Source organism: Shewanella sp. SG44-2 (assembly GCF_014164215.1).
GTDB lineage: Bacteria > Pseudomonadota > Gammaproteobacteria > Enterobacterales > Shewanellaceae > Shewanella > Shewanella frigidimarina.
Genome location: NZ_JACJEU010000007.1, coordinates 187,488 through 213,480 on the forward strand (window position 1 = coordinate 187,488; position 25,993 = coordinate 213,480).

Annotated in this window: 22 protein-coding genes; 6 read left to right on the forward strand and 16 right to left on the reverse strand. The window is 39.1% G+C overall.

From position 1 onward, the window contains the following. Nucleotides 1–49: 49 nt before the first annotated feature. The 12 genes from H5181_RS08025 to H5181_RS08080 all read right to left on the reverse strand — a co-directional run bounded on the left by H5181_RS08025 (nt 50) and on the right by H5181_RS08080 (nt 12,886). Nucleotides 50–784: an amino acid adenylation gene (locus H5181_RS08025; RefSeq protein ID WP_182750718.1), complete on the reverse strand. Its 735-nt coding sequence runs from the start codon at nt 782–784 to the stop codon at nt 50–52. After that, nucleotides 777–2,144, reverse strand: a complete 1,368-nt coding sequence (locus H5181_RS08030; protein WP_182750719.1) for an McrC family protein — start codon at nt 2,142–2,144, stop codon at nt 777–779. Before H5181_RS08030 ends, H5181_RS08025 begins: the two co-directional genes overlap by 8 nt. Nucleotides 2,145–2,154: 10 nt before the next feature. Beyond that, nucleotides 2,155–4,029 carry an McrB family protein gene (locus H5181_RS20710; protein ID WP_259397002.1) on the reverse strand — a complete coding sequence of 625 codons (1,875 nt, stop codon included), beginning with the start codon at nt 4,027–4,029 and terminating at the stop codon, nt 2,155–2,157. A gap of 581 nt (nt 4,030–4,610) precedes the next feature. Next, nucleotides 4,611–5,216 carry a hypothetical protein gene (locus H5181_RS08040; RefSeq protein WP_182750720.1) on the reverse strand — a complete coding sequence of 202 codons (606 nt, stop codon included), beginning with the start codon at nt 5,214–5,216 and terminating at the stop codon, nt 4,611–4,613. 82 nt (nt 5,217–5,298) lie between these two features. Continuing rightward, complete coding sequence (locus tag H5181_RS20895; RefSeq protein ID WP_182750721.1) at nt 5,299–6,288, reverse strand: YafY family protein; 990 nt, start codon at nt 6,286–6,288, stop codon at nt 5,299–5,301. Between the two features lie 101 nt (nt 6,289–6,389). Further along, nucleotides 6,390–6,530, reverse strand: coding sequence for a hypothetical protein (locus tag H5181_RS08050; RefSeq protein ID WP_182750722.1), 141 nt, complete (start codon nt 6,528–6,530; stop codon nt 6,390–6,392). A gap of 88 nt (nt 6,531–6,618) precedes the next feature. After that, nucleotides 6,619–6,972 carry a hypothetical protein gene (locus H5181_RS08055; protein ID WP_182750723.1) on the reverse strand — a complete coding sequence of 118 codons (354 nt, stop codon included), beginning with the start codon at nt 6,970–6,972 and terminating at the stop codon, nt 6,619–6,621. Between the two features lie 83 nt (nt 6,973–7,055). Further along, nucleotides 7,056–7,838 carry a C-terminal helicase domain-containing protein gene (locus H5181_RS08060; protein ID WP_259397003.1) on the reverse strand — a complete coding sequence of 261 codons (783 nt, stop codon included), beginning with the start codon at nt 7,836–7,838 and terminating at the stop codon, nt 7,056–7,058. Next, the gene (locus tag H5181_RS08065; protein WP_220491676.1) at nt 7,789–8,634 is read right to left on the reverse strand and encodes a hypothetical protein; all 846 of its coding nucleotides are present in this window, start codon (nt 8,632–8,634) and stop codon (nt 7,789–7,791) included. Before H5181_RS08065 ends, H5181_RS08060 begins: the two co-directional genes overlap by 50 nt. A 53-nt stretch (nt 8,635–8,687) precedes the next feature. Beyond that, nucleotides 8,688–9,266: a hypothetical protein gene (locus tag H5181_RS08070; protein ID WP_182750726.1), complete on the reverse strand. Its 579-nt coding sequence runs from the start codon at nt 9,264–9,266 to the stop codon at nt 8,688–8,690. A gap of 824 nt (nt 9,267–10,090) precedes the next feature. Further along, nucleotides 10,091–11,473, reverse strand: coding sequence for an NAD-dependent succinate-semialdehyde dehydrogenase (locus H5181_RS08075; protein ID WP_182750727.1), 1,383 nt, complete (start codon nt 11,471–11,473; stop codon nt 10,091–10,093). Nucleotides 11,474–11,728: 255 nt separating this feature from the next. Then, complete coding sequence (locus H5181_RS08080; RefSeq protein WP_182750728.1) at nt 11,729–12,886, reverse strand: iron-containing alcohol dehydrogenase; 1,158 nt, start codon at nt 12,884–12,886, stop codon at nt 11,729–11,731. Nucleotides 12,887–14,122: 1,236 nt separating this feature from the next. Between H5181_RS08080 and H5181_RS08085 the strand changes: the two genes are divergently transcribed. Then, a complete protein-coding gene (locus H5181_RS08085) occupies nt 14,123–14,335 on the forward strand; it encodes a hypothetical protein (RefSeq protein ID WP_182750729.1) in 213 nt (70 codons plus the stop codon). Nucleotides 14,336–14,467: 132 nt separating this feature from the next. On the opposite strand, the gene H5181_RS08090 is transcribed toward H5181_RS08085, so the two are convergent. Then, nucleotides 14,468–14,938 carry a hypothetical protein gene (locus H5181_RS08090; protein WP_011637495.1) on the reverse strand — a complete coding sequence of 157 codons (471 nt, stop codon included), beginning with the start codon at nt 14,936–14,938 and terminating at the stop codon, nt 14,468–14,470. A gap of 794 nt (nt 14,939–15,732) precedes the next feature. Next, on the reverse strand, nt 15,733–16,020 hold the full coding sequence (locus tag H5181_RS08095) for a coiled coil domain-containing protein (protein ID WP_182750730.1): 288 nt from the start codon (nt 16,018–16,020) through the stop codon (nt 15,733–15,735). Nucleotides 16,021–16,600: 580 nt separating this feature from the next. On the opposite strand from H5181_RS08095, the gene H5181_RS08100 reads away from it, so the two are divergent. Further along, nucleotides 16,601–17,209: a flavin reductase family protein gene (locus H5181_RS08100; RefSeq protein ID WP_182750731.1), complete on the forward strand. Its 609-nt coding sequence runs from the start codon at nt 16,601–16,603 to the stop codon at nt 17,207–17,209. Nucleotides 17,210–17,336: 127 nt separating this feature from the next. On the opposite strand, the gene H5181_RS08105 is transcribed toward H5181_RS08100, so the two are convergent. Further along, the gene (locus H5181_RS08105; RefSeq protein WP_182750732.1) at nt 17,337–19,076 is read right to left on the reverse strand and encodes a DUF885 domain-containing protein; all 1,740 of its coding nucleotides are present in this window, start codon (nt 19,074–19,076) and stop codon (nt 17,337–17,339) included. Nucleotides 19,077–19,347: 271 nt separating this feature from the next. Continuing rightward, on the reverse strand, nt 19,348–21,144 hold the full coding sequence (locus H5181_RS08110; RefSeq protein ID WP_182750733.1) for an acyl-CoA dehydrogenase C-terminal domain-containing protein: 1,797 nt from the start codon (nt 21,142–21,144) through the stop codon (nt 19,348–19,350). 573 nt (nt 21,145–21,717) lie between these two features. On the opposite strand from H5181_RS08110, the gene H5181_RS08115 reads away from it, so the two are divergent. The 4 genes from H5181_RS08115 to H5181_RS20905 all read left to right on the forward strand — a co-directional run bounded on the left by H5181_RS08115 (nt 21,718) and on the right by H5181_RS20905 (nt 25,896). Further along, on the forward strand, nt 21,718–24,165 hold the full coding sequence (locus tag H5181_RS08115) for a TonB-dependent receptor (protein WP_182750734.1): 2,448 nt from the start codon (nt 21,718–21,720) through the stop codon (nt 24,163–24,165). Between the two features lie 141 nt (nt 24,166–24,306). Next, nucleotides 24,307–24,969 carry a nitroreductase gene (locus H5181_RS08120; protein WP_102037164.1) on the forward strand — a complete coding sequence of 221 codons (663 nt, stop codon included), beginning with the start codon at nt 24,307–24,309 and terminating at the stop codon, nt 24,967–24,969. A gap of 25 nt (nt 24,970–24,994) precedes the next feature. Further along, the gene (locus H5181_RS20900) at nt 24,995–25,435 is read left to right on the forward strand and encodes an alpha/beta fold hydrolase (protein ID WP_310734271.1); all 441 of its coding nucleotides are present in this window, start codon (nt 24,995–24,997) and stop codon (nt 25,433–25,435) included. 11 nt (nt 25,436–25,446) lie between these two features. After that, nucleotides 25,447–25,896: an alpha/beta hydrolase gene (locus H5181_RS20905; protein WP_310734272.1), complete on the forward strand. Its 450-nt coding sequence runs from the start codon at nt 25,447–25,449 to the stop codon at nt 25,894–25,896. The last annotated feature ends 97 nt before the right edge of the window (nt 25,897–25,993 follow it).

A 25,993-nucleotide genomic window follows, 5' to 3' on the forward strand; every position in this document is an offset into this window, starting at 1 on the left:
ACCGCCATAACCATAATGGGTAATAAATTATAAAAATAAGTAATTATTATTACCTTCTGTAATCACTTAATTGCACTATATTGTTGCCAACAAGAGTACTATTTTCAGCGGCACTCTCTGAAGCCGTATGAGTAGCAGATGCTAAATCTGGCTTTGCTGGTAGTGGTTGTGGTTCCATTAAAATATCTTGGCAGTAATCCATCATCTTTACTATTGGCATAAATTTTTGTTTTTGATTTTTTGCGCGCTTCTTTTCAGTATTGATATGAATCGATAAATCGGTGCACAAATCAGATGGCAGCTCATTAAGCCCCTGCTCCGCCAACGTTTGGCTAACCCAAAGTGCGGCATCGCTAATATGGCCGCTAATGCTTAAATCGGTATTTTTAACCCAATGAGTGTCCATGTGCAGTTCAGCTAGCTCACTTAATAACATAGCAATATCACTACTTGGTATGGCACGCAGTTGCTTCAAAGTTTCTGCTAATGAATATTGCCACTCCATTTGTAAACGTGCAGCTAACTCATCTAGCGTTAGCTTCGCATCAACGGGAATAAAGACAATAAAGCGGCTGTTCGCCTCACAGGCAATGATAGTTTTATGACGAGATTTATAGGCATTATCGATAATATGTACTTGCCAGCAACAGGTGTATTCGTCTGACGCTAAGCTATGGACCCCTACTCTCTGCCCCTCTTTATTAGGCAAGCGAGGTAGGTCGGCTTTAAGCCATGTATTGAGTACATTTGAAACACTAAACAACATCTTAAATTTTTTAATCATGATTTAAACCTAGTATATGATGATTAATTCTGTCTTTAGCATCGTGACTTATATCAAAAGGAATAACCCACAGCCTCAACTTCCCTGCTGTATCATAATTAAAACTATGCTCGAAAGGTGCGTTAAAGCTACTGGTTTTAGGGTATATCAATACTAATTCACCTTCAGCATGTAAGTATTTATGACCATAACCTAGCATTTGGTAAAAGTCTGACTGTGACAGTCCAAATTTGTTTTCCCCTTCGGGTTTAGTCATACCAATCAATTTCCACTTAGTATCAAGCACAATCGAACCTAGACCTGGTGTTGTTATAAGCAAATCTGGCTTTAAGCGAAAATAATTTTTTGTATCATAAGTGACTAAAGACTTAGATTGAACTTGAGCAGACAGCGTAGAGGGATGTTGGACTTTCTTCTTTAAGTATTGAGCAACAAAGCTTTCAAACACGGCTTCCATTGGAAATAGCAGCGAATAAGCGTTGTTTTCGCCTTGCATTGATTGCGGAGAGTAACCTTGCAATATTAATCTTGCCCAGCTGATAGGCACATCATAATGCTGCATTCCCCGCTGCAGCTTGATACGAGAAAAGTCATCTTTATAATTGGTGCTTAACGGCACCTCATCAAAAGCAAATAATAGCTCCTGAATAAGCTTTTTACTCTTAGTCACTTGGGTATATCCGGCAACCTTGCCTAAGGCTGAGTGGATAAGGCGGTTTTCAGCTCTATCCATAAGGTAGGCATCATACTCAACATAAAATTTATGGCGGTTGATAAAATTATGTTTTAGTTGTTGGCTATGTAACAACTTACCCTTTAAAAAAGGGCTATTGCTTTGCTCTCTCACATAGTCACTTTTAATGCCCTTTTTGATTAAATGGTTCACTGCAGTTAAAAACTGCGCAATAAAAATTTCCATTAAGGGCATTTTTTGCTTTTTGATGCTGGCCACTTCAGTTTCAATGTGGCGAAACTGCTTAAGCGATTTCAGCATCATCAGCAAAGACAGTCTCGCCCGCTCTGCAATGCTTTTGTTATCACTGCTGCGGTTATCACCCATAGGGTTTACGTCACTGTGTTTGGCAACCTTAGGTAATACTTCAATCTGAGTTCCATCTGGGCACAGTATCACGCCAGCATAATTTTGCACTTGCAGCACTTCCATGCCGTGCGCAATTTTTAATTTTAAAAATCGAGACTCAGAATCATCACATAAACAGCACTTCTTTAAATATTCAAAAGCTTGATTAGTAATTGCGTTGACTCGTTCATCTCTAGCGGCTTTGTCGCTTGCACTTAAAAAACCATATTCAAATACAGTGATATTGGTCTTCTTTGGCTGCTTTAATCCCTTAACCATGATTGACTAATCAATCCTCAATCTTAGGTAATTGGCTAGCATCATAAATGGCAATATATGTATTTACACTCTGCCAGAGCTTGGAATCTTTACTAATCAGGCTAAACGCTTGGGCTTCATCAGCCAAGTCACTGACTTCGTCACTGTCACCAAATAGCGCGCTGTAATTAACATCAGACTGTTTAATCAATTGCAGATTTTTATCTTTTTGATTATCTCCCAGCACTAAACGTATTTTTTGCCAATCCTCGAAAAAATACTCCGCCAATAATGGAATGATTTTATGTTGAAAACACTGAGCCAGCGCAGACAGCGCATCTTGGTGTTGGCCCGCTTTAATCAGTTCAATCACTGGGATAAAAAACGCATGGCCAAGTGTATGTTCTCTGTCATATAGCGCGGTGATACGCTGATTCATTGTTTTTAGTAATTTAGCTAAATCAACTTGTATTCCACCACAGTTAAGCTGCCCATATTCACTAAACACCTCATAATCTGGCATCATTTCGACAAAATCGAAACGTCTTCGCAGCGCGGTATCCATCAAGGCTAGCGATCTATCTGCGGTGTTCATCGTACCAATTAGGTAAAGATTATCAGGCACAGAAAATGAATCACCAGAGTATGGCAAAATAGCTTCAAGACTCTCAGTTTGGCCTAAGCGCTTTGATGCTTCTATTAACGTAATCAATTCGCCAAACACTTTTGAGATGTTACCGCGATTAATTTCATCGATGATAAGCACAAAATTCTTTTGCTCACTGCTGGCTTCAACCACTGCTAGCTCAAATTGATTCAGGTGCTCAATAAACGCCGCATAGTAAGGTTGCAAACCTCCGACGATCTGCTTTTCTTGGTCATATACCGCTTTTAGTGTTTTGGCACTCAAAGTATGGATAGAGCTGCCTTTACTTTTATCAAAGCGAATCGTGTTACTCGTTACATCTGTTACCGTAAAGTAAGTTTTTTTACTGAGAGTAGTAATTTTTATCCCCGATTCTGATTCCGCTAACTGCTCAGCAAATAACTGCCAGCGTTCATCAAACTCACTCCGTTGCTTATTTTTATTGGTAGCACGGTATTTTTTTGCTTCAAGACAAATCGTTTTAAAAATGCCGTCTTTTTCAAAATAACTTAATTGATCGCCTTCAGTTTTAGCGCTTAATCCTTCTACAAACTCTTCATAGCCATAACTTTGGTGAAAGGTAACAAATCGAATGCGTCCAGCTTTAACTAACTCTTTATATTTAGCTTTATAGGCTTGGCGTACATCGTCGCGTGTCTCGCCTTCTGGATAAAAGCCTGGCTCAGCGGCAGCTACCGCCATTTGAATACTGTGATAGGTTTTTCCTGTCCCAGGAGGACCATAAAGAATTTGATTTAAAGAGGTTTCGGGCATGTTGTAAGTCCTTTTAGATTCCTTTGCACCTGTGTGCACTTGATTTGGGATTTCGAATAAATCCAGTGCGTTAGATATTAATTCAACTGACTTAATTATTAATGATTCTTTAGATAAATCAATATCATAGTAATCTTGATTGTTCTTACGAATTATTCCGGCGCTGGAATTAAGCACTTCTAATAGACCGGGGTACTTATTGATAGCCTTACTTCGCTTTGTTACCGTTAAATAGCAACTTCCCCACATAAACTGAAACTGAAACAACCAAATTCCGTTTATGTAGAACTTGATTTTGTCTGTTTCAGTGCTTAGTTGGGCTTCATCTGGATATCTAGTGGCCAAGTCAGATAACATTTTCCAAGCGTATTTTTTCAATAAAATATACGCATCAGACTTTTCTGTAAATATGTTTCGAACACCCACATCTAACTTACCTTTCTTATTAAAGCCAAGCGCAAGAAGTTGTTCATCTACCCCTAACATAACTTTTCTATCCTTTTCTTCTGGTTTAATACTTTGATCTTGCAATACATCTTATATAAATCACTTTCTGTTACTTTAGCCAGGTTATTTATTAGGGTAAGAGCATGAGTGTCTACTATTTGAGCATTACGGACAATTAACACATTAAACCTAAAATTTTTGTATAAGTGGTGATGCTTAAATTAACTATTAATACTCAATTTTCGACCTAAAAGTGTACACAAAACGTCCGTTATATCACTGAAGAAACCCAGTGCGCTTAGCTGTTTTATGAAGGATGTCTGCATTGAACAATTGTATCAACTGCTTTTTTGAGGAGATAATTGTCATCTGTTTTATTTATTGGTAATGGTAGTTTGTTTGGTGACAATTATCAGATCATTAATAAGACTTTCTTCCAGAGCTAAATCCGGACGTTTTACGAACATATTAAGTTTGTTTTTTAAACTATATTTGTTCAGAACGTTTTCACTTCATGAATGATTGGAAGTGATTCTATATTGAAATCATTCATTGTGAGCAAAAAAGGCAAATTCGTGCTGTTGCCCTAGCTTTTTTCTATCTAAAATATAGATATATCTCTAAATATTCTGTCTATTAAAGACTAACAATAACGTGTCAGTAGCATTAACATTAAAAAAACAACTTATGTTATTAGGGCAATAAAAACGTTTTTCTTGTGCTATCTTTGATTCTATAGTGTCTATATTAAGTTCATGGTCGAAGATAAAAATCAGATTGTTGCAATGTTCTACTTTTGTCCTGAGACTTGCTTCACTATAAATAGCCATAATGGTGTTATTTAGAAAATAACTTTCCCACTCTCCACTTTTTGAAGAAAAAATCACTTCTGAATTATTTCTATCCCATAAACGCGAGAAATACAAAGCTGTAAAAATATTTAAAAATTCTCCAAACGATATAACTGACTCGTTTATCACGCAGTGATGGCTAGCACTCGATGACACTAAGTTAATTTCATCGTGCTGAGCTCCTACGGACCACAATAATGTCGATCTTGTTCTTTTAGTGAGCCAATCAATGACATACTGCGAAGTAAATTGCATGTCAATAATGACTAAACACGGAGTCCTTGGTTGAATATCGCAAAGCTGACATGGCTTGATAACCAGATAGTTTTCATCAACACTAATGTTAACTTGCTGTTCTGTTACGATTAATAACATTGTACTGCTACTCTCTCAATGACTCACTTAATTAGTGACACAAGTTTACTGCGCTATCGCGTCATTTTATGACGTTAATATATTATTTATATTTATTTAATGCGTTAGTTAAACTTTCAATAACTGCAATACGAAGATGCACTGGTGCTATGACTTCACAGATATTGCTCATCGACATTAGCCACCATTTAAGTTCTTCTGTGTGCGCTACGCTTGTCTCGATGACAAAGTAAGTCTTATCCTCCGCTATCGTTACTTTTTGATCGTTACTTAATGGTGTTTCTAGCAAGTGGTAACCTAACTCATAATCTATCTTTAATTTTAAATGTATCGATTCACCAAGATAAAAAGAAAAGTGGCCTGCAGACAAGTAGTTTTCAAGATTAAATGATTCAGGGATTGCTCTTGTTGAAAGTAAACAATGCGCATCTGACACACGATGTAGCGCAAAATGTCTGAAAGATAAGGAGTCAGACAAAGTCGCAATTAAGTAAATGATGTTAGCTCTTGTAACGAGTGCTAAAGGATTGATTATGTAATTTTTCTCAACATTAGGAGGTCTTGGACGATAGCTAATCTCAACTTTTTTGTTTTCAATAATCCCTTTTTCAATGATGTGTAAAATATCATCTCTTATGTTTGGCGCTAATGGCTGAAAACCTGGATGAACTGATGCAATAGACTGAGTCCATAACTTCATTCGAGGATTACTGTTGATCGTTTTATTTGCCTGTGTGAAAAAACCTGACATATTGTCTTGTAAGTTAACTGGCAATAAATGATGTAAATGCTTCTCAGCCATTGAGAGTACAAGTGCTGTAGACGCTGACATTTCAAATGCCGAACGATTGACACCTTTATATCTAAACCACTGATGAGAGCGTTGTGATTCATCACGGCCAATATGATTCGAATGACTTAATGAATCAAGATCACGTTGAAGTGTACGAATACCCCCTTTAAACCCATCATTCTGAATTCTAGAAAGTAATTCTCTCGTTGTAATGGAGTTGGGGTGTTCAGGGAGATAACTTAAAATTGCATTTTGTCTTTGCTGTTGATTATTTGACACAAATTATCCATATCATTGTTATTGAGCGTCGACTGTTTATAAGCAGTTTTTATAACGCCCCCGGCTTACAAGCAGCAAACCTGTAAGTCGGGGGATAATCACTACGCCAATTTAGTATTTTGCATTGAAGTAAAACCATGTTCTGTTCTTGCTTTTCTCATCGCCTCACCTGTTGAGTATGCAAAAACTCGAACCATAGCCTTACGTCCGTACTTAGTGCCTGTCACTATATATTCTTTCATGTTGTCCCCATTCTTATATTGCTAAAATTAACATTGTTAAAGCCAAATAAGAATGAACCAACATTACGTCATATCATGACGTCAAAAACTAAATTTTAGACATCAGTTTTGCTGTTGTACCTTCAAAACTGATGTCTACACTATCATTTACTTGAAATCCTACAGGTATAAGTACATCAGATAATCTCATTCTTTGCCCCTTTTGCGCTTTCCCTGTCACCTCAAAAACATGACAAAAAGGAGAAAACCACAAATAGCTATTGTTATCGGTATGACGAAGGTTAATGAGATAGGTAGCTTCTCTAACTATTAACTTAACTATAGAGGCATCATTCTTCACATAAGGTAAGTTATTGATATAACTTAATGAGAACATAATTTCCATAGAACGAGTGCCATCGGCATACACATTCCCGCTTGTTACTGTACCTTTTATGATCATTTACTTTCCTTTTAAAATCCAAATATATATGCAAATTAAAAACAAATTGACTAATAGATACATGAGTCAATATATAAATCCTTTTATAAGCCCATTGAAGACATAAGCTCATGTTCACTGACTGCTTCTGGTGTTACTACTGCATCACTGAGCATCGTTTTCTTTGCTAACAACTTATCTAAATTCACATCAAACGAATCATACTCTGGATGTAAAAGGCAGGGTAAATGAATAAAAACAGGTTTTTCCTGACCAATACGATAGACACGGTCTGTTGCTTGCGCTTCTTTTGCTGGATTCCAATGGCGCTCTAAATGCACTACATGATTTGCGCCAACAACGGTCAATCCTACGCCAGCAGCAACCGGTGACATAATGATAATATTAAAGCCTTCTCTCGACTCAAAGTCGGTAATCATTCCTTTACGAGACAGTTGGTCCTTCTTCGTTGCAATCGCTTTACTATCACCATTAATGACATGAATCTGTAACGCATAAATTTTGTCTAAGCAAATTTTAAGAACAGCCTGAAGCTTTTTAGTCGTCGCAAAAATAATGACTTTTTCTTGTTTGTTTTTAATATCTGCCAAGATATCTATCAACATAAGCAACTTTTCAGATTCGTTCAGCATATTAAGCGCTTCTTTAGCGGTATTTGGTGGCGCTTTAAAAATCTCATTCAGTCTTGGGTGTAAACTAACCGCTCTTAATTGCTGAAGCACTGCTAAAGCATGAGTGCCGCCCTGTTCCTTTGCTTTAGCTTTTCTGTAGTCTTCAACAATTTGGTTATAGCCAAGTAACTGACCACCGCTCATATTACGAGCGAGCTCGGGTGTAAATAACATGTTGTGTGACATATTGGTCATCTTCATCTAAGCCTTCACTATTGGGTATTAGGGACTCATTGGGTATCAAAGTGAATATGTCATCATGAGCCCCAACAATGGGAACTGCTATGGGTTCTGCATACCTTTTTGGTACTCGCTCAAAAGGTAATCGTTTCCGTGAAATATGCTTTGGGGATTTCCAGTCATTTGAAAAAAAATGAGACAACATTCTTAGATAATTTTTATGCGCTAAATAGGGCCAATGCTCTTGGTCATTGAGATATTTGTCTAGTTGGTTAGCAATAGACATTGGTGTATCAAGTGGAGTTTTGGGTATAGCCTCTCGAACGGAATTAAACTCAGCAACATTCGTTTTCATAAAAAGTCTAAAATTTGCGCAGGCATCCTCTTCCCTTGTGGATGATTCTCTTGCAAGCTCTTTATCTCTGAGGGTATCTAACACTGAATAATAGTGCTTTATAAATGCGGCCAATAACTCACAAGATTTTATAGTGAACTGATACTCATGAGACTTTAGTAATACAACATAGAATGGGTATTCACTACACCAGCCTTTATGGTAACTATTTCGATAATATTCTTTGTTAATAGACTTATCGTCAACTTCAAAGCCATAGTTATGCAATGCATCAAATATGTATTTGGGAAAATGCAAATCTTTCATGATTGAGTCAGCAGAATGGGATGAAATACTTCTGACGCTGGCTATCATATGAATCAGTTGTCTAAACCCTCCCAGGGTTTCGGGTGCAAAAATTCGCTCTGTTAGTTCCTCTAGATCTTCTAGTACTTCATCGTTTTCAATGCCCAGCATTTGATGATCACAATAATGACATATGTGGTCGTAAAGATGTTGTTTGAGTGTCGTCACTTTAACCTCACAGTCTTTGTGCTGATGTGTAACCACTCGCACAGCTGTGTTTTGGTTTTTATCGTTGGAAACAGAGATTTCCATTCAGGAGAATTAAATACTGATGGTTGCTCAACTGAAACAAACCATGTTGAGAGCGATTGAGAAACGGTATCACCAGTTACGTTAACAAACTGCTTTAGTAGAGGTCTGACAATATCATTTAACATCAATAATCGAAGTACGTCTTTATTAGGACGTCTGGGTAACACAATGGCAGGCACTAAACCTTTATCATCTTCTGTATGAAGTTTACAGAGCTTCTGATACGTCAATAACCCGGAAATCAAACGATAGTATCCAGCCTGCGTTTTACTTACTAATATGGGAGCCTGATATGAATCGAGTAAAATTGAAGCCGGTGATTCGATGCTATCGTCTGAGCTTGGCTTTAATGTGCCAATAAGATTATATGACTCACAAAAATCTTTGAGTGTCCGATCAAGTTGGACGTGATGAAGCCCAACCATTTCGAGCTTCACATCGACTAACAACTTATCCAGCCCTTTCTTAAAATGCTCTGCATGAATGTTCATTAATAGGCCTCACCAACAAATAGTGGTCATTTTCGACATTTGTATCTTGTGCCAAAATCAAGTTGTAAAAGTCTATATATTTGTTAAAATAAGCGAGTAAGCAATCAATGTAAATGATATTAAGCCCTATTATATGGCGGTTAAGGCGGGAATGTTGAGGTGGGAATGGTTCAAAAATATTGCGCGTTAACGTCTTGACATGGTAGGGGTCGGTGGTTCGAGTCCACTCGGGTGTACCATTTCAAAATTACAAAATCACTTACCTGCTCAAAATAAATCCTTCGAATTAAATCAAATTTTCATATCTTCTAAATAAATAAAAATTTACGAGAACGTATATTTTTTAATTTCAAATAACACTAATCGATTTCTAGATTTGAACACATTCATATAATCAATGACACACGATGATTTGTTAATGTTAGCCTCACCTCACATGATGAAAATACGGTGTAATGCAGATCCCAAAGATGAGCCTGACGCTTTAGAAGAATTTGAAACAAACACAATTAGAGACTCATTCAGTTTTTGCAAACCACGCGGGCCAGTTCATTAAGACTTTTAGTCTCGGTTACTGGCTCCGATGATTTGATGATAGTCCAAAGTTTAGCGTTATTGGCTAAGCCATTTAACGTGAAATTAATTACCGTGGGCGTTGTACTTTGGATCGTTACTAAAGGTCGCTAGCAAAATGAGTTATCTATTTTGATATTTTTGCATGCTTAGAAGTGTTTATGTTGATATCGCTAAACAACTCACTATTTAACGATTTATGTCCTTACTGGATAAGCCAATCCGACTAGACATCGGATTGGCAATTAGCGCTAGAACGGAGCGTCGATGTCGACAATGGCGATAAGTTTGTGGTTAACAAATTCCTTGATGCCAAGACCGACCAGCTCGCGGCCGTAACCTGAACGTTTAACGCCACCGAATGGTAAATCCGCCTTAGCCATTGTTGGATGATTGACAAAGACCATACCTGTGGATATTCGCTTCGCAACTTCTGCACCATGGATTGGGTTGGCAGTAAATACCGAACCGCCCAAACCGAACGGTGAATCATTGGCTATATGAACCGCGTCATCTTCATCCTTGGCGCGAAACAGCATAGAAACAGGACCGAAAAATTCCCAATAGCGTGCAGGGTTATCTTCTGCAACGTCAGTCAATATGGTCGGCTGAACGAAATTGCCTGAATCGGGAACAATTGGCCCAACCTCAGTTGCTGTAGCCCCGTAAGAAACCGCCTGGCGAATCTTGTCTTTGATTTCATCGGCTGCCGCCTTAGATGACAGTGGTGCTAGCGTTGTGCTTGGTTCAAACGGATCGCCCGCTTTAAGATTTACAACACTACCGATATAACCTTCGAGGAACCGATCATACACCTCATCAACAATGATCATTCGTTTTGATGACACGCAAACCTGACCTCCATTCCAATGTCGACCTAGAACAGCCCAGTTAATCGTTTTTTGCATATCTGCATCGGCTAAAACAACGAATGCATCAGCACCGCCAAGTTCAAGGGTCGATTTCTTCAAAGCCTTGCCTGCCTGTGCGGCAACAACTGCACCAGCCCCTTCAGACCCCGTTAATGCTACGCCCTGAACACGCGGATCGTTAATGATAGTTTCTATCTGTGACCGTGTAGCATACAGATTCTTAAACACACCTTGAGGCAAACCAGCATCGAGCATTAATTTTTCGAATGCGGCAGCAGCCTGCGGAACGTTAGAAGCGTGCTTGAGCAACAAGGTATTACCAGCAGATATTTGCGGTGCAGCAATACGCACAACCTGATAGAAAGGAAAGTTCCATGGTTCAATCGCCAATAATACACCCAGCGGCTCACACAAAATTTCCGCATCAGCGTCGGCAACCGGTAGCTTTTGTGGTGCCAGCAATGTCTGTGCGTTATCTGCATAGTAGTCGAAGATATCTGCTGACAACGCTATTTCGGCTTTGGCTTCGGATATAAGTTTACCCATCTCAATGGTGAGCAGATTGGCATAATAATCAATGTCACGGCGTAATAATTCGGCGGCGGCGTGCATTACGCGCGCACGCTCAGTAAACCCAGTATTTTTCCAAAGTAAAAAAGCATCATGCGCATTTTCAATTGCTTGCTTTACCTCTGAGTCGCTTGCATCTGGGAACGTTACCAGAAGATCACCAGTGTAAGGATTGCGTGTTTCATATGTCATAATATTTACCTTTTTTGGGTAATGTACCAACAGGAGACGTGTATTAACAACCGCCCCCCGGTCTTGTTTTGCAAAAGCTATCGCCTTAGGGCTAACTCAGTACCATCAAGATGGTACTGTATTTATCTTTTATTTTTTAGCAACATAGCTCATTAGCTTGCCGACTCCCCCCCCAGTTCATAAGACCAATGAGTCCATCAAGAGTATTTTTAGCCCAACCTTCGTCGAGTTTGTTTGTGTCATATTCAATCTCCTTTAAAGTGACGCTTCAAGAATGCGACGGACATCAGTTGGGGTGATGTCTTTGTGTTCGCCAAGGGCTGTCATGCCATGTTCCTGCAAGGCGCTAACGATAAGTTCAATTTCTGCTGCGGCAATACCGTAGTCGCTCAATCGAGTCTTGATCCCTAATTGCTCGAAAAATGCACGTGTAGCGTCTATTGCTGCGTCAATTCTCACAGCATCTGTGCCTTCGGTGATCCCCCAAACATTGCTAGCATATTGCAGTAATTTTTCGTGCTTGTGACCACGCTGATCATTCAATAGTGACGGTAACACGACGGCAAGAGTACGGGCGTGGTCTGTATCATTGAGCGCGGTGATTTCATGTCCGATCATGTGAGAAGCCCAATCTTGTGGCACTCCGGTACCGATTAATCCATTCAAAGCCAGTGTGGCTGTCCACATCAGACTTGCACGAATGTCATAATCTTCTGGTGTCTCTAGCGCTTTAGGGCCAAGCTCAATAATGGTGCGTAGCAGAGACTCGGCAAAACCATCCTGCACGTGTGCGCCACTGGGGTAAGTCAGATATTGCTCGATAATATGGACAAAGGCATCTGCAGCGCCATTGGCAATCTGACGCGCAGGCAGCGTATAGGTGAGTTCAGGATCGAGGACCGAAAAAATTGGGTAGCAATGTGGACTTCTAAAAGGAAGCTTAGCTATCTTCTCAGGGTTGGTTATCACCCCACCATTGTTCATTTCAGATCCTGTTGCAGGCAATGTAAGCACAGTTCCAAACGGCATCGCCGCGGTCACTTTTGCCGTGCCGGCAGTAAGGATCTCCCAGGGATCACCTGCATAAAGTGACGCCATCGCGATAAATTTAGTCGCATCAATGACAGATCCACCACCAACGGCAAGCAAAAAGGTGATGTTGTTATCAGCGATTACTTTGACGGCATTAAGGGTCGTGGCATAACGAGGATTTGGTTCTATGCCACCAAACTCGACCAATGTGCGACCAGAAAGTGCTGTTCTAACTTGTTCTAATACACCGGTTCGTTCCGCGCTACCACCGCCATAGATAATCAATACTTTTGCATCTACTGGAATATGATCGTTAAGGTGTTCGATTCGGCCTTTACCAAAGATAATTTTTGTCGGGTTGTGAAAGTCAAAGTTGTTCATATTCTATGTTTCCTTCTGTTTCAATGTGAAGGCGTACGTTTATGCTGACATACGTCGATTTTTCTGTGTCTAGTATTCGAATATAAGCAGACCTGATGAACACATATACTGCAACAGCTTGTAACTCCGGCGATAAAAAAGAGACTTAGCAACAGCATTGCCAATATCGCTATTTTGCCGTTCATGGCAATTGCCTAGATCGAATAAAATGCATTGATCATATTCGCTTACTTGATATCTACATTATTATTTTTCCCTAAATGGTCAACTATAATTAAATGAGTAAACCACCTAAAGTAACCACTTGAATATGTCAATGCGATATTTAAATATAAAATTCTTTATTACCTCTGATTTAGACATTTATATTTAGATATAATATTAAAATATATTTTCAGCATGACGCTAACCATATTAAAAACGGTGTTCACCATCACCATTAGTGCTGTGTTTTAAATAAACATAATTATATTTTACTTTTTAGTTACACTAACATACCAATGTTAGCCTTTCCAATTAGGCCAATAAATCTTAATAATTGTAAACAGTTCAGACTAAAAGGATGTAATTGAGTACATCCTTTTAACAATACTAACGATTGGGATTAAGTTTTGTTTAAGTATGAAAATGATGATAGGGACTAACAATAATCAGCGTATGTTATTAGCAACATAACATCTGCTTGATAACAATTCTGAAGTTTATACATAGATAGAAAAGCATCTACGTTTTAAATAAGCCTTAACGTGCATGAAAATCAACAGGTTAAATACTACATAAGTTGTGCAAGCTTATTTTGATGAATGTAAACTGGCGTGTAAGAGTAAGTCGTAGGCATCTCTGTGGCATTTTAGCAATGATACTTTTACCAATATGAATTGTTCACAATGTGAAAAATTATGCAGTTAAACATAATGGGAATGACAACATAACCCCAGCGCCAGCCATAATATTACTAAGATATAGATTAGAGAGAGTGTAAAGGTGTCCACATTTGGTCAATAGCAAAAGCGGCGTTTTCTGTAACGCATTCTACTCATTGCGCAGGCTCAAAATACCCCGCTACGGTTTACTTAATGTATGTAACTAACACCAAATCGTTTAATCGGCTGAGTATGTCATCAGGTCAGATTGGATATGAATTTACTATCACTTTGATTGCAACATACACGGTTATATTGTTAGTGTGAGTAACTCGCTATAACATAACTATCGAACAATTAACGGAGCGAACTAATGGGATCTAACAATACTGATCAACATAAACACAGTATCGCGACTTTTGCAGCCTTGAAAACCGCCATTGCAAATGATGAAGAGCAGTTAGTAAAGGAATTATTGACAGATGAACCGATGCAAGAGCTTGAGAAAAGCTACCTACTTGACCTAGCCCATCTAAACAATAATCGTACTATCATAAAATTACTTGAAGATATCCCTGAAAAATAGCTAAACAGAGGAATATAGTATGTTGATGTCACCTCTATTTAGATGACCATTTTTCGCTTAAGAGAATCGCCGCATATAGCGGCGAAAAATGTTCATATAAGCCGTAATAACTAAGTATCATTTTTGATACTGTTACAATTCACTTTCCTCTTCTCTTTTTTCTATAGTAGCGCTTAATTTTTGATATACGCCAAGCGAAACAATCAAAATCGCTGATACCATAATAAGTAAAGCCGGATAGAGTAAAAGGCTAAGGTCTTTCGTTCCGGCTTTAAATATAAAAACCAGTCCTTCAATACTGACTGCTATGGTAATAATGACAATGATTTTTGTGATTGTTCGTCTTGCCTCTTTGGGATCCCGTAGCTCTTTGTCCTTAAAAACCTCTTCTTCCATCATATATTGTGCAACATCAATAATGGCTGCGGCTATGATTATAGCTGCAACAGATTGAAGCATTAATGGGATAAATCCAGAGTCATACTGTATGCCGGAAATGACTTCATAAATAGACCACAGCATAATTATCAAGGATAATATGATAAGAATTACAGCTGCGAACAGATGAACCCCAGCGAAAATCTTATTAAACAGTTTTTTCATATTTTTGGCCTTTAAAATTATATAAAATAACGTCGCTCATTCAGCTATTAAGTTGTACACACAATTAGGTTTTGGTATTCATTCAATGTAATGCTGATTATTTTTAACAACTCTTGATTGTCACAGGCTTATCGCCCCAGAGGTTAATGTAGATAAGGTAGCGATAATGGCAACAGATGATAAAACATCATTTGAAGCTCATGCGAGGGTTAATTTGACTGTTAATGTCTTAAAAAATTGAATGGAGCACAATGAAGTGATGCGATATCACTACCGCCAAAATGATGCAGTAGTGAACATAAAGTTAATATTTCTATTTAGTTAACAAGTTGATTGTCGTCAACCCGTATTTATCTTGTTTTTGGATATCAATTTAGCTGAACATGATCAATATTAAAATCGCCTACTAAATGAAAATAAATGGAACTTGAAGAAGTCACTCAACAGCGCTTATCTACGCTGTTACTGATTGAAGGGTAACACACTAGGGAGTATTAATGGCCGATTAATTCGACCCCATCGAGAAAGCCACTTACGCTGGTTTCTTCAAGCGTAGTAGAAATATTTATAGTGCTAGAGAGTGAATGCCTACGGTAACCTGTTTAGGGTAATCAAATGGAGAAACCAAATTATCTGCCAAATCGGTAATTATAAGCTTACTTTAAGTCTCTATTTATCGGTGCTATGCCGACCAATTTTAATACTTGCTTGTATCATTTAATGTATAAACACATTAATGATTGGTCGCCATAATGTTGGATGACTTTTAACTCGAATAGCCATTATCTAGCATTTTATTTGAATCTTGACGTCGCAGACTTAAATGCAGAGCCAAGTGAATCCCATGCGCTATCAATACCGACTTTTATGTCTTCCCAAGCATCGTCCCCGGCCTTTTTAAGCTCAGTAAGCTTTTTATTGGCATTGTCCTGCATAGACTGAAGTTCCTCTATTTTTTTGTAGTATTCAAGCTGTTTATCAGCAGTTGCAGCGTCAGCTTTTGCTTTCAGTTTGTCGATATCTGCGTTCCACTCGTCAAGTTGCGCCTGCAATTTCTTTTCGTATGCTTGTTTCTTGCTCATAATGATTGTCCTTTTAAATACATTGGATACGCTATACATTTTAAGTGTTTCTAGTTTATTTGAATCACTGGGCCTCAGCATATTTGATTCTTTACCGGCATAAATTTACCAGCATAAATTTACCAGCATAAATTTACGTTACCACGCAACGCGGCATATTACTCACTTATGCCTCATTATTCCTTGTTCATGTAATATCGTTATGAAGAGATTTTAATGGATCTATTTGCAACTTTTGCTCGTAAAAACTAACTATAGACTAATCAAATTAATTACATGATCGTTTTTACGAAAGCAATTCACCAATATGCCGTATCTTAATAAAGAAGATGTAACACACTGAGATTAACAATACTTTAACTATAGACATCATGATGCGATTGATTTTACTATTTAATATCAATGGATAACTACCACAAAAGCAATGAGTTATTTACAGGCAAAACGTAATCAGATGAAATGATTTAGGTCTAGATTCCACAGAATACACATTGACGTACAATATCCCACATGTAGATCTAATTGGTGAATCCACGAATTTGATTGATAAGGTTGCACGACTAAGTGTTAAGGACATTTAATGCATTTTTCTAAAGACCACATAAACGCACTTGAAACTCGTACTCGCGCACATTTTATTAATTCGTTGTCTGGATTTAAAAGCGCCAATCTCATCGGCACACAAGATCGACAAGGTAATACTAATTTATCTATTGTGAGCTCGGTCATTCATCTCGGTGCAAATCCCCCGCTAATGGGTATGATAATCCGGCCTCATAGTGTGCCACGTCATACCTTTGAAAATATTATGCAAACCGGTTTGTATACCATTAATCACGTCAATCAATCCATTTATGAGCAAGCTCATCAAACTTCTGCTCGTTATGATAAAGATGAATCAGAGTTTGAAGCAACGGGATTAACGCCTGAATATCTATCAGACTTTTGCGCCCCTTTTGTAAAAGAAAGTCGCCTAAAATATTCAGTTAAACTAGTAGAGCATCAACATTTAGCGATCAATGGTACTGAGTTTGTTATTGGTGAAATAGTAGATGTGTATGTAGACGATAATGCGGTGCAAACGGATGGTTTTATAGATTTACAAGCCATTGATACGGTAGCGATTAGCGGGCTCGATTGTTACTACACAGGCGATAAACTGGCTCGTTTGCCTTATGCTAAAAAATAGCTGTGACATAATTTTCTAGTGTTGAAGGTCATTTATAGCGATGCGGCTACATAAAATAGCCAGAATGCGAGTCGTATTTGATAAAATCCCATTTAACTAAATGGGATTTTATCAATATCAACGTATTTTACTTTTTAGTTAAAAAGCGTTCTTTAACGGCTTCAGCCATTAGGTTTGGTGGAATTAACCCTTGCTCTAACACAAAGTTATTAAACGCTAAGCGGTCAAATTTATCACCAAGGGCAATTTCTACATCGGCTCGGATCTCTAATAATCGTGATAAGCCATAAAAGTAACTACCAGCCTGCCCAGGCATTCTCATAGTGTATCGATCTACTTCTTGTTTCACTGCCGCTTCTGAAAACACCACGTCATTGCGTAACAATGTATAGGCGTTTTCTTTTGTTGTTAGACCTAGGTTTAACATCGGGTCTAACATCGCGCGGGCATTACGTAATAATCGGTGTTGAAGCGCTATAAGCTGTGCTTCTATAGGTAAATACGGCAACATTTCTGCCTCGGCGTACAGTGCCCAACCTTCAACGTTGACACTGTTAAAAGCATAATACACTCGGGCCAATGACACGCCCTGCTCTAACATGACCGCAAATTGTAATTCATGACCGGGTCTGCCTTCGTGGGCACTTAATGTATAAGCAACGGCATTAAAATTAAAGTCATCATAAGCAGCGTCACCGGTTAATGCCGGGTTACCTGTTGTTAGTACAAATTGGCCTTGTTCACCTGTGTTACCAATAAACGGTGGTGGCAGCATATGAGGTGCAGGGCTGCCCGCCGCTTCTGCTTCACTCGCCAATCGCATAATCATGTCGCGTTCAGGTAAATTCACCACATTTTGCTGAGTGATTAATCCTTCAAGTTTCTTATTAATAGCTCTGTAATGATCTTCAATTTTATCGTTGGCTAAAGAGTCTTTTTTCAGTGTTTTAATCACATCGCGATAATCACTAGATGGCATATTAAATTTTTGTGCCACCAAAGGAGCTAACGCCTGCATATTCGCCTTGGTTATCATGTAACTGGCTTTAGCACGTTCAATCAACAACTCAGGTTCGATATCAATGCCAACCGTTTTGAGTTTTAAAGCATAAATCTCTGAAGGTAAACGAAAGTCATCTCGGCTAGTCGGAATTACAGTTTTTTCTGCCCACTGACGGTAATCAGCAATTTGCTGCTTTAGTAGCGACAGATTCTCATCGGCTTTTATGAATTCATTTTTCTCAAACAACTGCTGCAAACCTTGCAATAAGGTATCGGTTCTTGCCAGTGCTTGGTTTACTTCTTCTTTTGTTGGACCCATTAACTTTTTGTTGGCTAATGCGGCTTCATATAAGGTTTTTGCTTGTTCAGTTAATGCAGGTTGACCCGTTTTACCGACATAACACGCTAAACGAGTATTAGCCGCTTGTTTACGCGTATCAGACATTTGATCATCTAATAATGCTGAAACACCTCTAAATATAATTAACGGCACGTCCACCCAAGGCAACATGTATTTATCTTCTAATTTACCTGAAGCAATGGTCTGATCAATATTGTTGATAATAATGTTGAGATCTTGACGAACCTGCAATGACTTTTCAGTATTAAGCGCTTTTAACAAAGTCTTTTTACTGGTTTCAAGAGTACGAATATACTTATCTTGTTGTGCCTTAGTAATGCTGCTGCATTGACTATCGGTTTCAGTAATGCCAATTGAACTTGCCATTTCAGGTTGAAATTGACTCGTTACCTGAATTTGTTTGTTGGTGTATGCATTACTGACATCCACCCAAGATTCCGCTGATGATGTGAACGGAATAAGAGCAAGTAGTGGAATCACAGACGTGAGTATTTTGCCTGACATCGGCTTAGTCCTTTTTTTATTATGAAGTGATTACTATAACCGAATAAAGATCTAAAGTGATGAGCGCTGAATTAACTAATCTGTAACGAATAGTGATCAACAAACCAGGTTATAAAGTAGGCCCTTTTAAAGTAATGATTAGAAAAACAGTCAGTGCATGAGTTACATCTGTATTGTTACTTCGCACCCAATAAAAAACCGCAGCGATTGACGCTGCGGCTTGTTTTATCGAAAATATATTCGATTTTTAGCGGATTAGATGATTGCTCATTTAAAACGCAAAGTCTTCGCTATCTAGTGCCATCATTGAATCAACACCATTGGCAATACATGCCGCATGGCCTTTGGCTCTTGGTAACATACGCTGCATAAAGAATTGAGCGGTTTTGATTTTAGCTTCATAAAACGCAGTTTCAGTGGTGCCTGCAGCCAATTTGTCTTGTGCCACTTTAGCCATTTTTGCCCAGAAGAAAGCAAGTGTCACATAACCTGCATACATTAAGTAATCAACAGATGCACCGCCGATTTCATCCGGGTTCTTCATCGCTTTGCCGCCAATTAACACGGTCAGTTCATGCCACTCTTTGGCATAAGACATAATCGGTTTAATAAACTCAGCCATGGCTGGGTTGTCCATGTTTTGTTGGCAGAATACGGTAACGTCTTTAGAGAAAGGCTTTAATACTTCACCCTGAGTACCAATAATTTTACGAGCCAGTAAGTCTAATGCCTGAATACCAGTAGTGCCTTCATATAAGCAGCTAATCTTGGTGTCGCGCATTAACTGTTCCATGCCCCACTCTTTAATAAAGCCGTGGCCACCGAATATTTGCACGCCGTGGCTGGTACATTCAAAACCAAGCTCGGATAAAAATGCTTTAGCAATAGGTGTTAACAAGGCTAACTTAGTTTCAGCATCAGCTTTAATGGCTTCGTCTTTTTCGGCATGGCCAATATCTACTAGCTGGGCAAGATACGAAATTAACGCTCGGCCGCCTTCAGCGATCGACTTTTGGGTCAATAGCATTCTACGCACATCTGGATGAACAATGATTGGGTCTGCTGGGCCATTAGGGTTTTTAACACCGCTAATTGAACGCATTTGTAGGCGATCTTTTGCGTAGGCTAATGCCCCCTGGAATGACGCTTCAGCAGCTGCAACACCTTCACTTGCCACACCAATACGTGCAGCATTCATAAAGGTAAACATGCACTTAAGGCCGCGATTAGGTTCACCAATCAAATGCCCAGTTGCACCATCAAAATTAATCACACAGGTAGCGTTACCATTAATGCCCATTTTATGTTCAATAGAACCACAACTCACGCCGTTTCTATCTGAAATTGTGCCATCTTCATTAACGTTGAACTTAGGTACGATAAATAGCGAGATACCTTTGTTGCCTTCTGGCGCACCAGGAATACGGGCAATAACAATATGCACAATGTTGTCAGACAGATCATGCTCGCCTGCTGAGATAAAGATTTTAGTGCCACTCAATGAATATGTGCCGTCAGCTTGCAGTTCAGCTTTGGTGCGCAACATGCCTAAGTCAGTACCACAATGTGGCTCTGTTAAACACATTGTGCCAGTCCACTTACCTTCTACTAGGTTTGGCATAAACTGCAGTTTTTGAGCATCTGTACCGTGGGCTTCAATTGTGGCTAATGCGCCATGGCTAAGGCCAGGGTACATAGCAAAGCTGTGGTTAGCACTGGAAAACATCTCAGCAATACTGATATTTAATGAATGAGGTAAACCTTGGCCACCAAACTCTTCAGACTGAGATAACGTTGGCCAGCCGCCTTCTACATATTGTGCGTACGCCTCTTTAAATCCATCTGGTGTAGTTACAACGCCGTCTTTCCAGGTACAACCTTGTTGATCGCCAATTTGATTTAATGGGGCAACAACTTGCTCAGTTAATTTTGCCGCTTCAGCAATAATGGCATCTACCATGTCGATACTGGCATCTTGGTAACCCAAACGCTGATAGTGCCCTTCACAATCTAGCAGTTCTTGCATAACAAATTTTACGTCACGAATGGGGGCTTTATATTCAGGCATTGTTACTCTCCATGTCATTATCAATCGATATCTAGTTAGTGATTATTTGGATGAAACCTTTCATACCAATAATGTTTGTACTACTGATGCTAAGTTAACTGTAAGTATTATCCAAATGCATATTAATAATATGTATACATTCGTTTGAATTATAGTTTACGACCATTATTCGACTGATATCAATCACTACTTTATAAAATTCACACTTCTTTCAGCAATTATTCATCCTGTGCATGGCTAAAAACAGTAAGAGTGCGCTATTGATTAATGCATTATTCTTTATATGAATAGTAGCGTATTAAAATAATTGATTTGTTTAATTATAAAACACCCCCTAGCATGATTTGGCGGTTAATTGTTCACTATAAGTGGTAATGACGTATTTTCAGGACATGTTTTTATATTGAATATGAAGCTGATTAATCCCCTTGATGTTATTGAATAACGCTAATTTTACAACGCTATATATTTACAAATTACGAACAAGAACGCTTAAGCGTCATGCATATCTTTTGTAAATCAATGTATTGGCAAGCTTGTTTAATAACGATTAGTCATCGTCTGGGGAAATAAATGAATAATAAATCAACATGTTTTAAGCATTCTTTACTCGCATTTGCGATTATGGGTGTAATAAGTTCAGCTGCAAATGCTGAAGATGCAAAACCAAAACCACAAAAAAATGCTGACGATATAGAAAGAATCGTTGTAACGGCATCTAAACGTGCAAAAGGATTACAGGAATCACCTGTTGCCATTACGGTAGTAAGTAGCAAAGCAATAGAACAAGCTAAAGTAATGGACATAACAGATTTACAAACCCTCGTTCCGACGCTACGCGTCACCCCATTACAACGTTCTACTAACACCAACTTCTCTATTCGTGGCTTTGGTAATGGCACTAACAATACGGGTATTGAGCCTTCTGTTGGGGTATTTATCGATGGTGTGTATCGCTCCCGAGCGGCCTCTCAAATAGGTGATTTACCAAGGCTGCAGCAAATTGAAGTCTTAAGTGGCCCGCAAAGTACCTTATTTGGTAAAAATGCTTCCGCTGGGGTCATTAGCGTTACCACTCGAGAGCCAGCTTATTATCAAGAAGGCAAGATTGAAGTTGGAGTAGGCAATTTTAACCAAAAAGAAATTAAAGGTTATTACACCAATGGTATAACGGATAATTTGGCATTCAGTGTTTCTGGTGGTGTAAACACCCGTGATGGTTTTACTGAAAGTGTGGTGGGATTAGATGATATTAACGACCGTGACCGTTGGAATATTCGAGGTCAGGCACTGTACGAACCAACTGAAGATGTAAAACTTCGTTTAATTGCAGACTATAGCAAAATTGAAGAAGCCTGTTGTTCTGTCGAAAACTCAATTAATGGCCCTACTACCGCTGCAGTTCGTGCGCTCGGCGGTATAGACCTTGATGAAACCGGATCATTTGCTTATCAATCTACCCTTAACTCAGACCCAGACAATAACGTAAAAGACAGTGGTGTATCACTGCAACTTGATGTTGATTTTGATGGTTATTCATTTACATCCATTAGTGCACTTCGCACCAATGATTCTGACTTTATGAATGATGTCGATTACACCTCTCTCGATATTTTAAATGAAGGCGGTTACACCGATATCGAAACGATTACTCAAGAGTTTCGTTTAACGTCTACCGGAGATCGTCAACTAGAATGGATGTTTGGCGCCTTCGTTTTTCATGAAGAAGTCACCACTGGCGATACTTTATATTATGGTAACGACGTTAGAAATTACTTTGATGTGTTGATGGCTGCTGGTGGCGCTCCAGGTTTGTTAGCCGGAGTAGAAGGTGTTTATGGTTTTGATCCCGGTACATTTTTCTCAGGTGATTCGGCCGTAAGCTCTCAATTTGAACAAGAAAATGATGCTTACTCGATATTTGCCAGCTTTGATTACCATATCAACGACGATTTTACCGCGATATTTGGTGTGAGTTACACCAATGATCAAAAAGAAATCAATATTAGCCAACAACATTCCGATGTACTTTCAGCGCTTGATTTAGCCACAGTGCCAACATTATATGGTGTGCCAATTGGCAGTATTCCTCAACTTGCACCTGCTGTACCGGTTATTGAAAGTTTACAGTTTTTACCGCCTATGCTGGGATTGCCTAATGCTGTAGAAAACAATAAGTCTGATGACAGTAAAACCACTTGGTCGCTGCGCTTATCGTACGAGATCACCGACAATGTCAATATTTTCGCTACTGCAGCTACAGGTTTTAAAGCCACGTCTTGGAATTTATCGCGTTATTCAAGTCCTTTCGCATCAGATAAATCAGCAATAGAATCAGCAGGTATAGTACTTCCCAATCAGGTTTATGGTGGCCGATATGCCTCTCCCGAAGAAGCGATGGTGTATGAGTTGGGTATTAAAACTCAATTCGAACATGGATCATTTAGCGCAACGATATTTGATCAAACCATTGAAGGGTTTCAGTCATCTATTTTCATTGGCACAGGCTATGTTCTTGCCAATGCGGGTAAACAAAGTACTCAAGGTCTTGAGTTCGACTCTAACTATAACCTCACTGAAGATTGGTCATTTACCTTAGCGGGAACCTTCCTTGACCCTGTTTACGACTCATTTGTTGGCGCATCGGGTTTAGACGGTCCAGTGGATCTATCAGGTGAAAAACCTGCCGGTATCCATGAAGTGAGTATCACTGCTGGTATCGTGTACAACTTTGAAGTGTTCAACGGTGCAGACGGTTATATTCGTACTGACTACCTTTACGAAAGTGACACTAAGGTGGCAGAAAACACCCCTGAATCATTATCACGTGAAGTAAACACCTTCAACGCAAGTACGGGACTAGCGTTTGATAATGGCGTCAGTTTACAACTTTGGGTGCGAAACTTAACCAACGATGAGTATCTGTTGTCAGCATTCCCACCTCCAATTCAAGCGGGCAGCTTTAATGGTTATCCAAATCAACCGCGTACCTTTGGAGCCAATATTTCGTACCAATTTTAGCTAGCTAAACAGTCTGCAGTGACGGTAATACCGCTTTACTGCCACTGCAGACTTTTTTATTAACATCAAGATTAAGCAACTGATTTATATCGCCAATAACGGTATAAACTCACTATCAATAAAACAATAAGAGTGTCCTATATGTCTATAGAATCAATATTAAAAAACCGTTACTCAGCACGCGCCTTTCTCGACAAACCGGTTGCCAAGGAAACCTTGGATTTGATTTTTGCCCATGCACAGCTTTCTCCTTCCAATTGCAATGTGCAGCCATGGCAAACTTGTGTGGTTTCGGGTCAGACAAAAGACACATTAAAGCAAAAATTTATGCAAACTCTCATGAGCGGTGCTTCACCTAATCCTGATTTTAATTGGTTACCGCAATATCAAGGCGTACATCGTGACCGCCAATTTGGCTCAGCAAATGCCTTATACAGCTCAATTGGTGTCGCACGTGAAGATAAAAAAGCCCGCCAAATGGCGATGGTGCGTAACTGGCAATTTTTTGATGCGCCACATGCGGTATTTTTCACTATGGATAAATACTTAGACATTATGGGCGCTGTTGATTTAGGCATTTATGCTCAGACCTTGTCATTAATTATGGCTGATCATGGCATATCTAATTGTATGCAAGGTGCATTAGGACAATTCCCTGACCCAGTACGAGAAATACTAAACCTCCCAGACGAGCGCGGTATTTTGTTTGGAATGTCATTTGGTTATGCCGATGACAGTGCAGCGGTAAACAATACCCGTACCGATCGTGAACCCATTGAAAACGCAGTGGCATTTTTCGATTAACCAGTCATGACTAATGAGATTGAATATGAAGCTAGAGCATAAAAACATTTTAGTGGATAACGTCAATATTCATTACGTTGAATCTGGACAATCCACTGATGAAACGGCATTAAGACCGACAATTATTTTTCTACATGGATTTCCTGAATACTGGGGAACATGGTCAGCCCAACTGAATTTTTTCTCACCACATTATCGTGTTATCGCACCTGACTTACCGGGATACAACTTAAGCGACAAACCCGACGATGTTAGTTTTTATGCTGTACCCAATCTTATCGGCTTTATGGCCAGGTTTATTGCTGCAATTAGCCCTACTCAGCCTGTTATTTTAGTCGCACATGATTGGGGCGGCGCTATCGCCTGGCCATTAGCGGCGTTTCATGCTCAGTTAATCAGTAAACTAATAATTGTTAATGCAGCCCACCCAAGTACTTTCACTCGCAAGATGATTATCGCTATTTAAGTGAAGACATCATGGTGAGTACAAACCCAAGCGTGTTTACCGCCGATGTAAAAGCACGTTATAAACAAGTTTGGGGTCAACAAGGTGCAATAAATGGCATGTTGCAATATTATCGCGCTATGCCACAACTGGCGGAAAATGACACAGATAATCAACGTAGCAAGGCAACAGCTGCATCATCTCTAGACACATCAGCTACTCAGGATGGCACAACTAAATCGAGTCCAGTTAAACAAGCATCGCAGCTTAAAGTACCCAATATACGAATTAATGTTCCAACATTGATTTTATGGGGCGAACAAGACCTTGCCTTCGTTAATGAGAATCTCGATGACATCCATCATTATGTGCCTAACTGCATCATAAAACGTTTTCAAGACACCAGTCATTGGCTACAACACGAAAGACCAGACGAAGTGAATGTCGCTATTAATAATTTCATAAACGATTTGCATTCATAAACATATGCTTATAAAAGTATGTTTATAAACATACACTTAAAGTCAAACCGTTAATCATAATCTTGGTTCAAGGCTTGTTGTAAAACAAACTCAATAT

Excerpts from the sequence above, each read along its gene's own strand:
- H5181_RS08025 (WP_182750718.1), bottom strand. The coding sequence starts at position 784 with ATGATTAAAAAATTTAAGATGTTGTTTAGTGTTTCAAATGTACTCAAT.
- H5181_RS08030 (WP_182750719.1), bottom strand. The coding sequence starts at position 2,144 with ATGGTTAAGGGATTAAAGCAGCCAAAGAAGACCAATATCACTGTATTT.
- H5181_RS20710 (WP_259397002.1), bottom strand. The coding sequence starts at position 4,029 with ATGTTAGGGGTAGATGAACAACTTCTTGCGCTTGGCTTTAATAAGAAA.
- H5181_RS08040 (WP_182750720.1), bottom strand. The coding sequence starts at position 5,216 with ATGTTATTAATCGTAACAGAACAGCAAGTTAACATTAGTGTTGATGAA.
- H5181_RS08050 (WP_182750722.1), bottom strand. The coding sequence starts at position 6,530 with ATGAAAGAATATATAGTGACAGGCACTAAGTACGGACGTAAGGCTATG.
- H5181_RS08055 (WP_182750723.1), bottom strand. The coding sequence starts at position 6,972 with ATGATCATAAAAGGTACAGTAACAAGCGGGAATGTGTATGCCGATGGC.
- H5181_RS08060 (WP_259397003.1), bottom strand. The coding sequence starts at position 7,838 with ATGACCAATATGTCACACAACATGTTATTTACACCCGAGCTCGCTCGT.
- H5181_RS08065 (WP_220491676.1), bottom strand. The coding sequence starts at position 8,634 with ATGCTGGGCATTGAAAACGATGAAGTACTAGAAGATCTAGAGGAACTA.
- H5181_RS08070 (WP_182750726.1), bottom strand. The coding sequence starts at position 9,266 with ATGAACATTCATGCAGAGCATTTTAAGAAAGGGCTGGATAAGTTGTTA.
- H5181_RS08075 (WP_182750727.1), bottom strand. The coding sequence starts at position 11,473 with ATGACATATGAAACACGCAATCCTTACACTGGTGATCTTCTGGTAACG.
- H5181_RS08080 (WP_182750728.1), bottom strand. The coding sequence starts at position 12,886 with ATGAACAACTTTGACTTTCACAACCCGACAAAAATTATCTTTGGTAAA.
- H5181_RS08085 (WP_182750729.1), top strand. The coding sequence starts at position 14,123 with ATGGGATCTAACAATACTGATCAACATAAACACAGTATCGCGACTTTT.
- H5181_RS08090 (WP_011637495.1), bottom strand. The coding sequence starts at position 14,938 with ATGAAAAAACTGTTTAATAAGATTTTCGCTGGGGTTCATCTGTTCGCA.
- H5181_RS08095 (WP_182750730.1), bottom strand. The coding sequence starts at position 16,020 with ATGAGCAAGAAACAAGCATACGAAAAGAAATTGCAGGCGCAACTTGAC.
- H5181_RS08100 (WP_182750731.1), top strand. The coding sequence starts at position 16,601 with ATGCATTTTTCTAAAGACCACATAAACGCACTTGAAACTCGTACTCGC.
- H5181_RS08105 (WP_182750732.1), bottom strand. The coding sequence starts at position 19,076 with ATGTCAGGCAAAATACTCACGTCTGTGATTCCACTACTTGCTCTTATT.
- H5181_RS08110 (WP_182750733.1), bottom strand. The coding sequence starts at position 21,144 with ATGCCTGAATATAAAGCCCCCATTCGTGACGTAAAATTTGTTATGCAA.
- H5181_RS08115 (WP_182750734.1), top strand. The coding sequence starts at position 21,718 with ATGAATAATAAATCAACATGTTTTAAGCATTCTTTACTCGCATTTGCG.
- H5181_RS08120 (WP_102037164.1), top strand. The coding sequence starts at position 24,307 with ATGTCTATAGAATCAATATTAAAAAACCGTTACTCAGCACGCGCCTTT.
- H5181_RS20900 (WP_310734271.1), top strand. The coding sequence starts at position 24,995 with ATGAAGCTAGAGCATAAAAACATTTTAGTGGATAACGTCAATATTCAT.
- H5181_RS20905 (WP_310734272.1), top strand. The coding sequence starts at position 25,447 with ATGGTGAGTACAAACCCAAGCGTGTTTACCGCCGATGTAAAAGCACGT.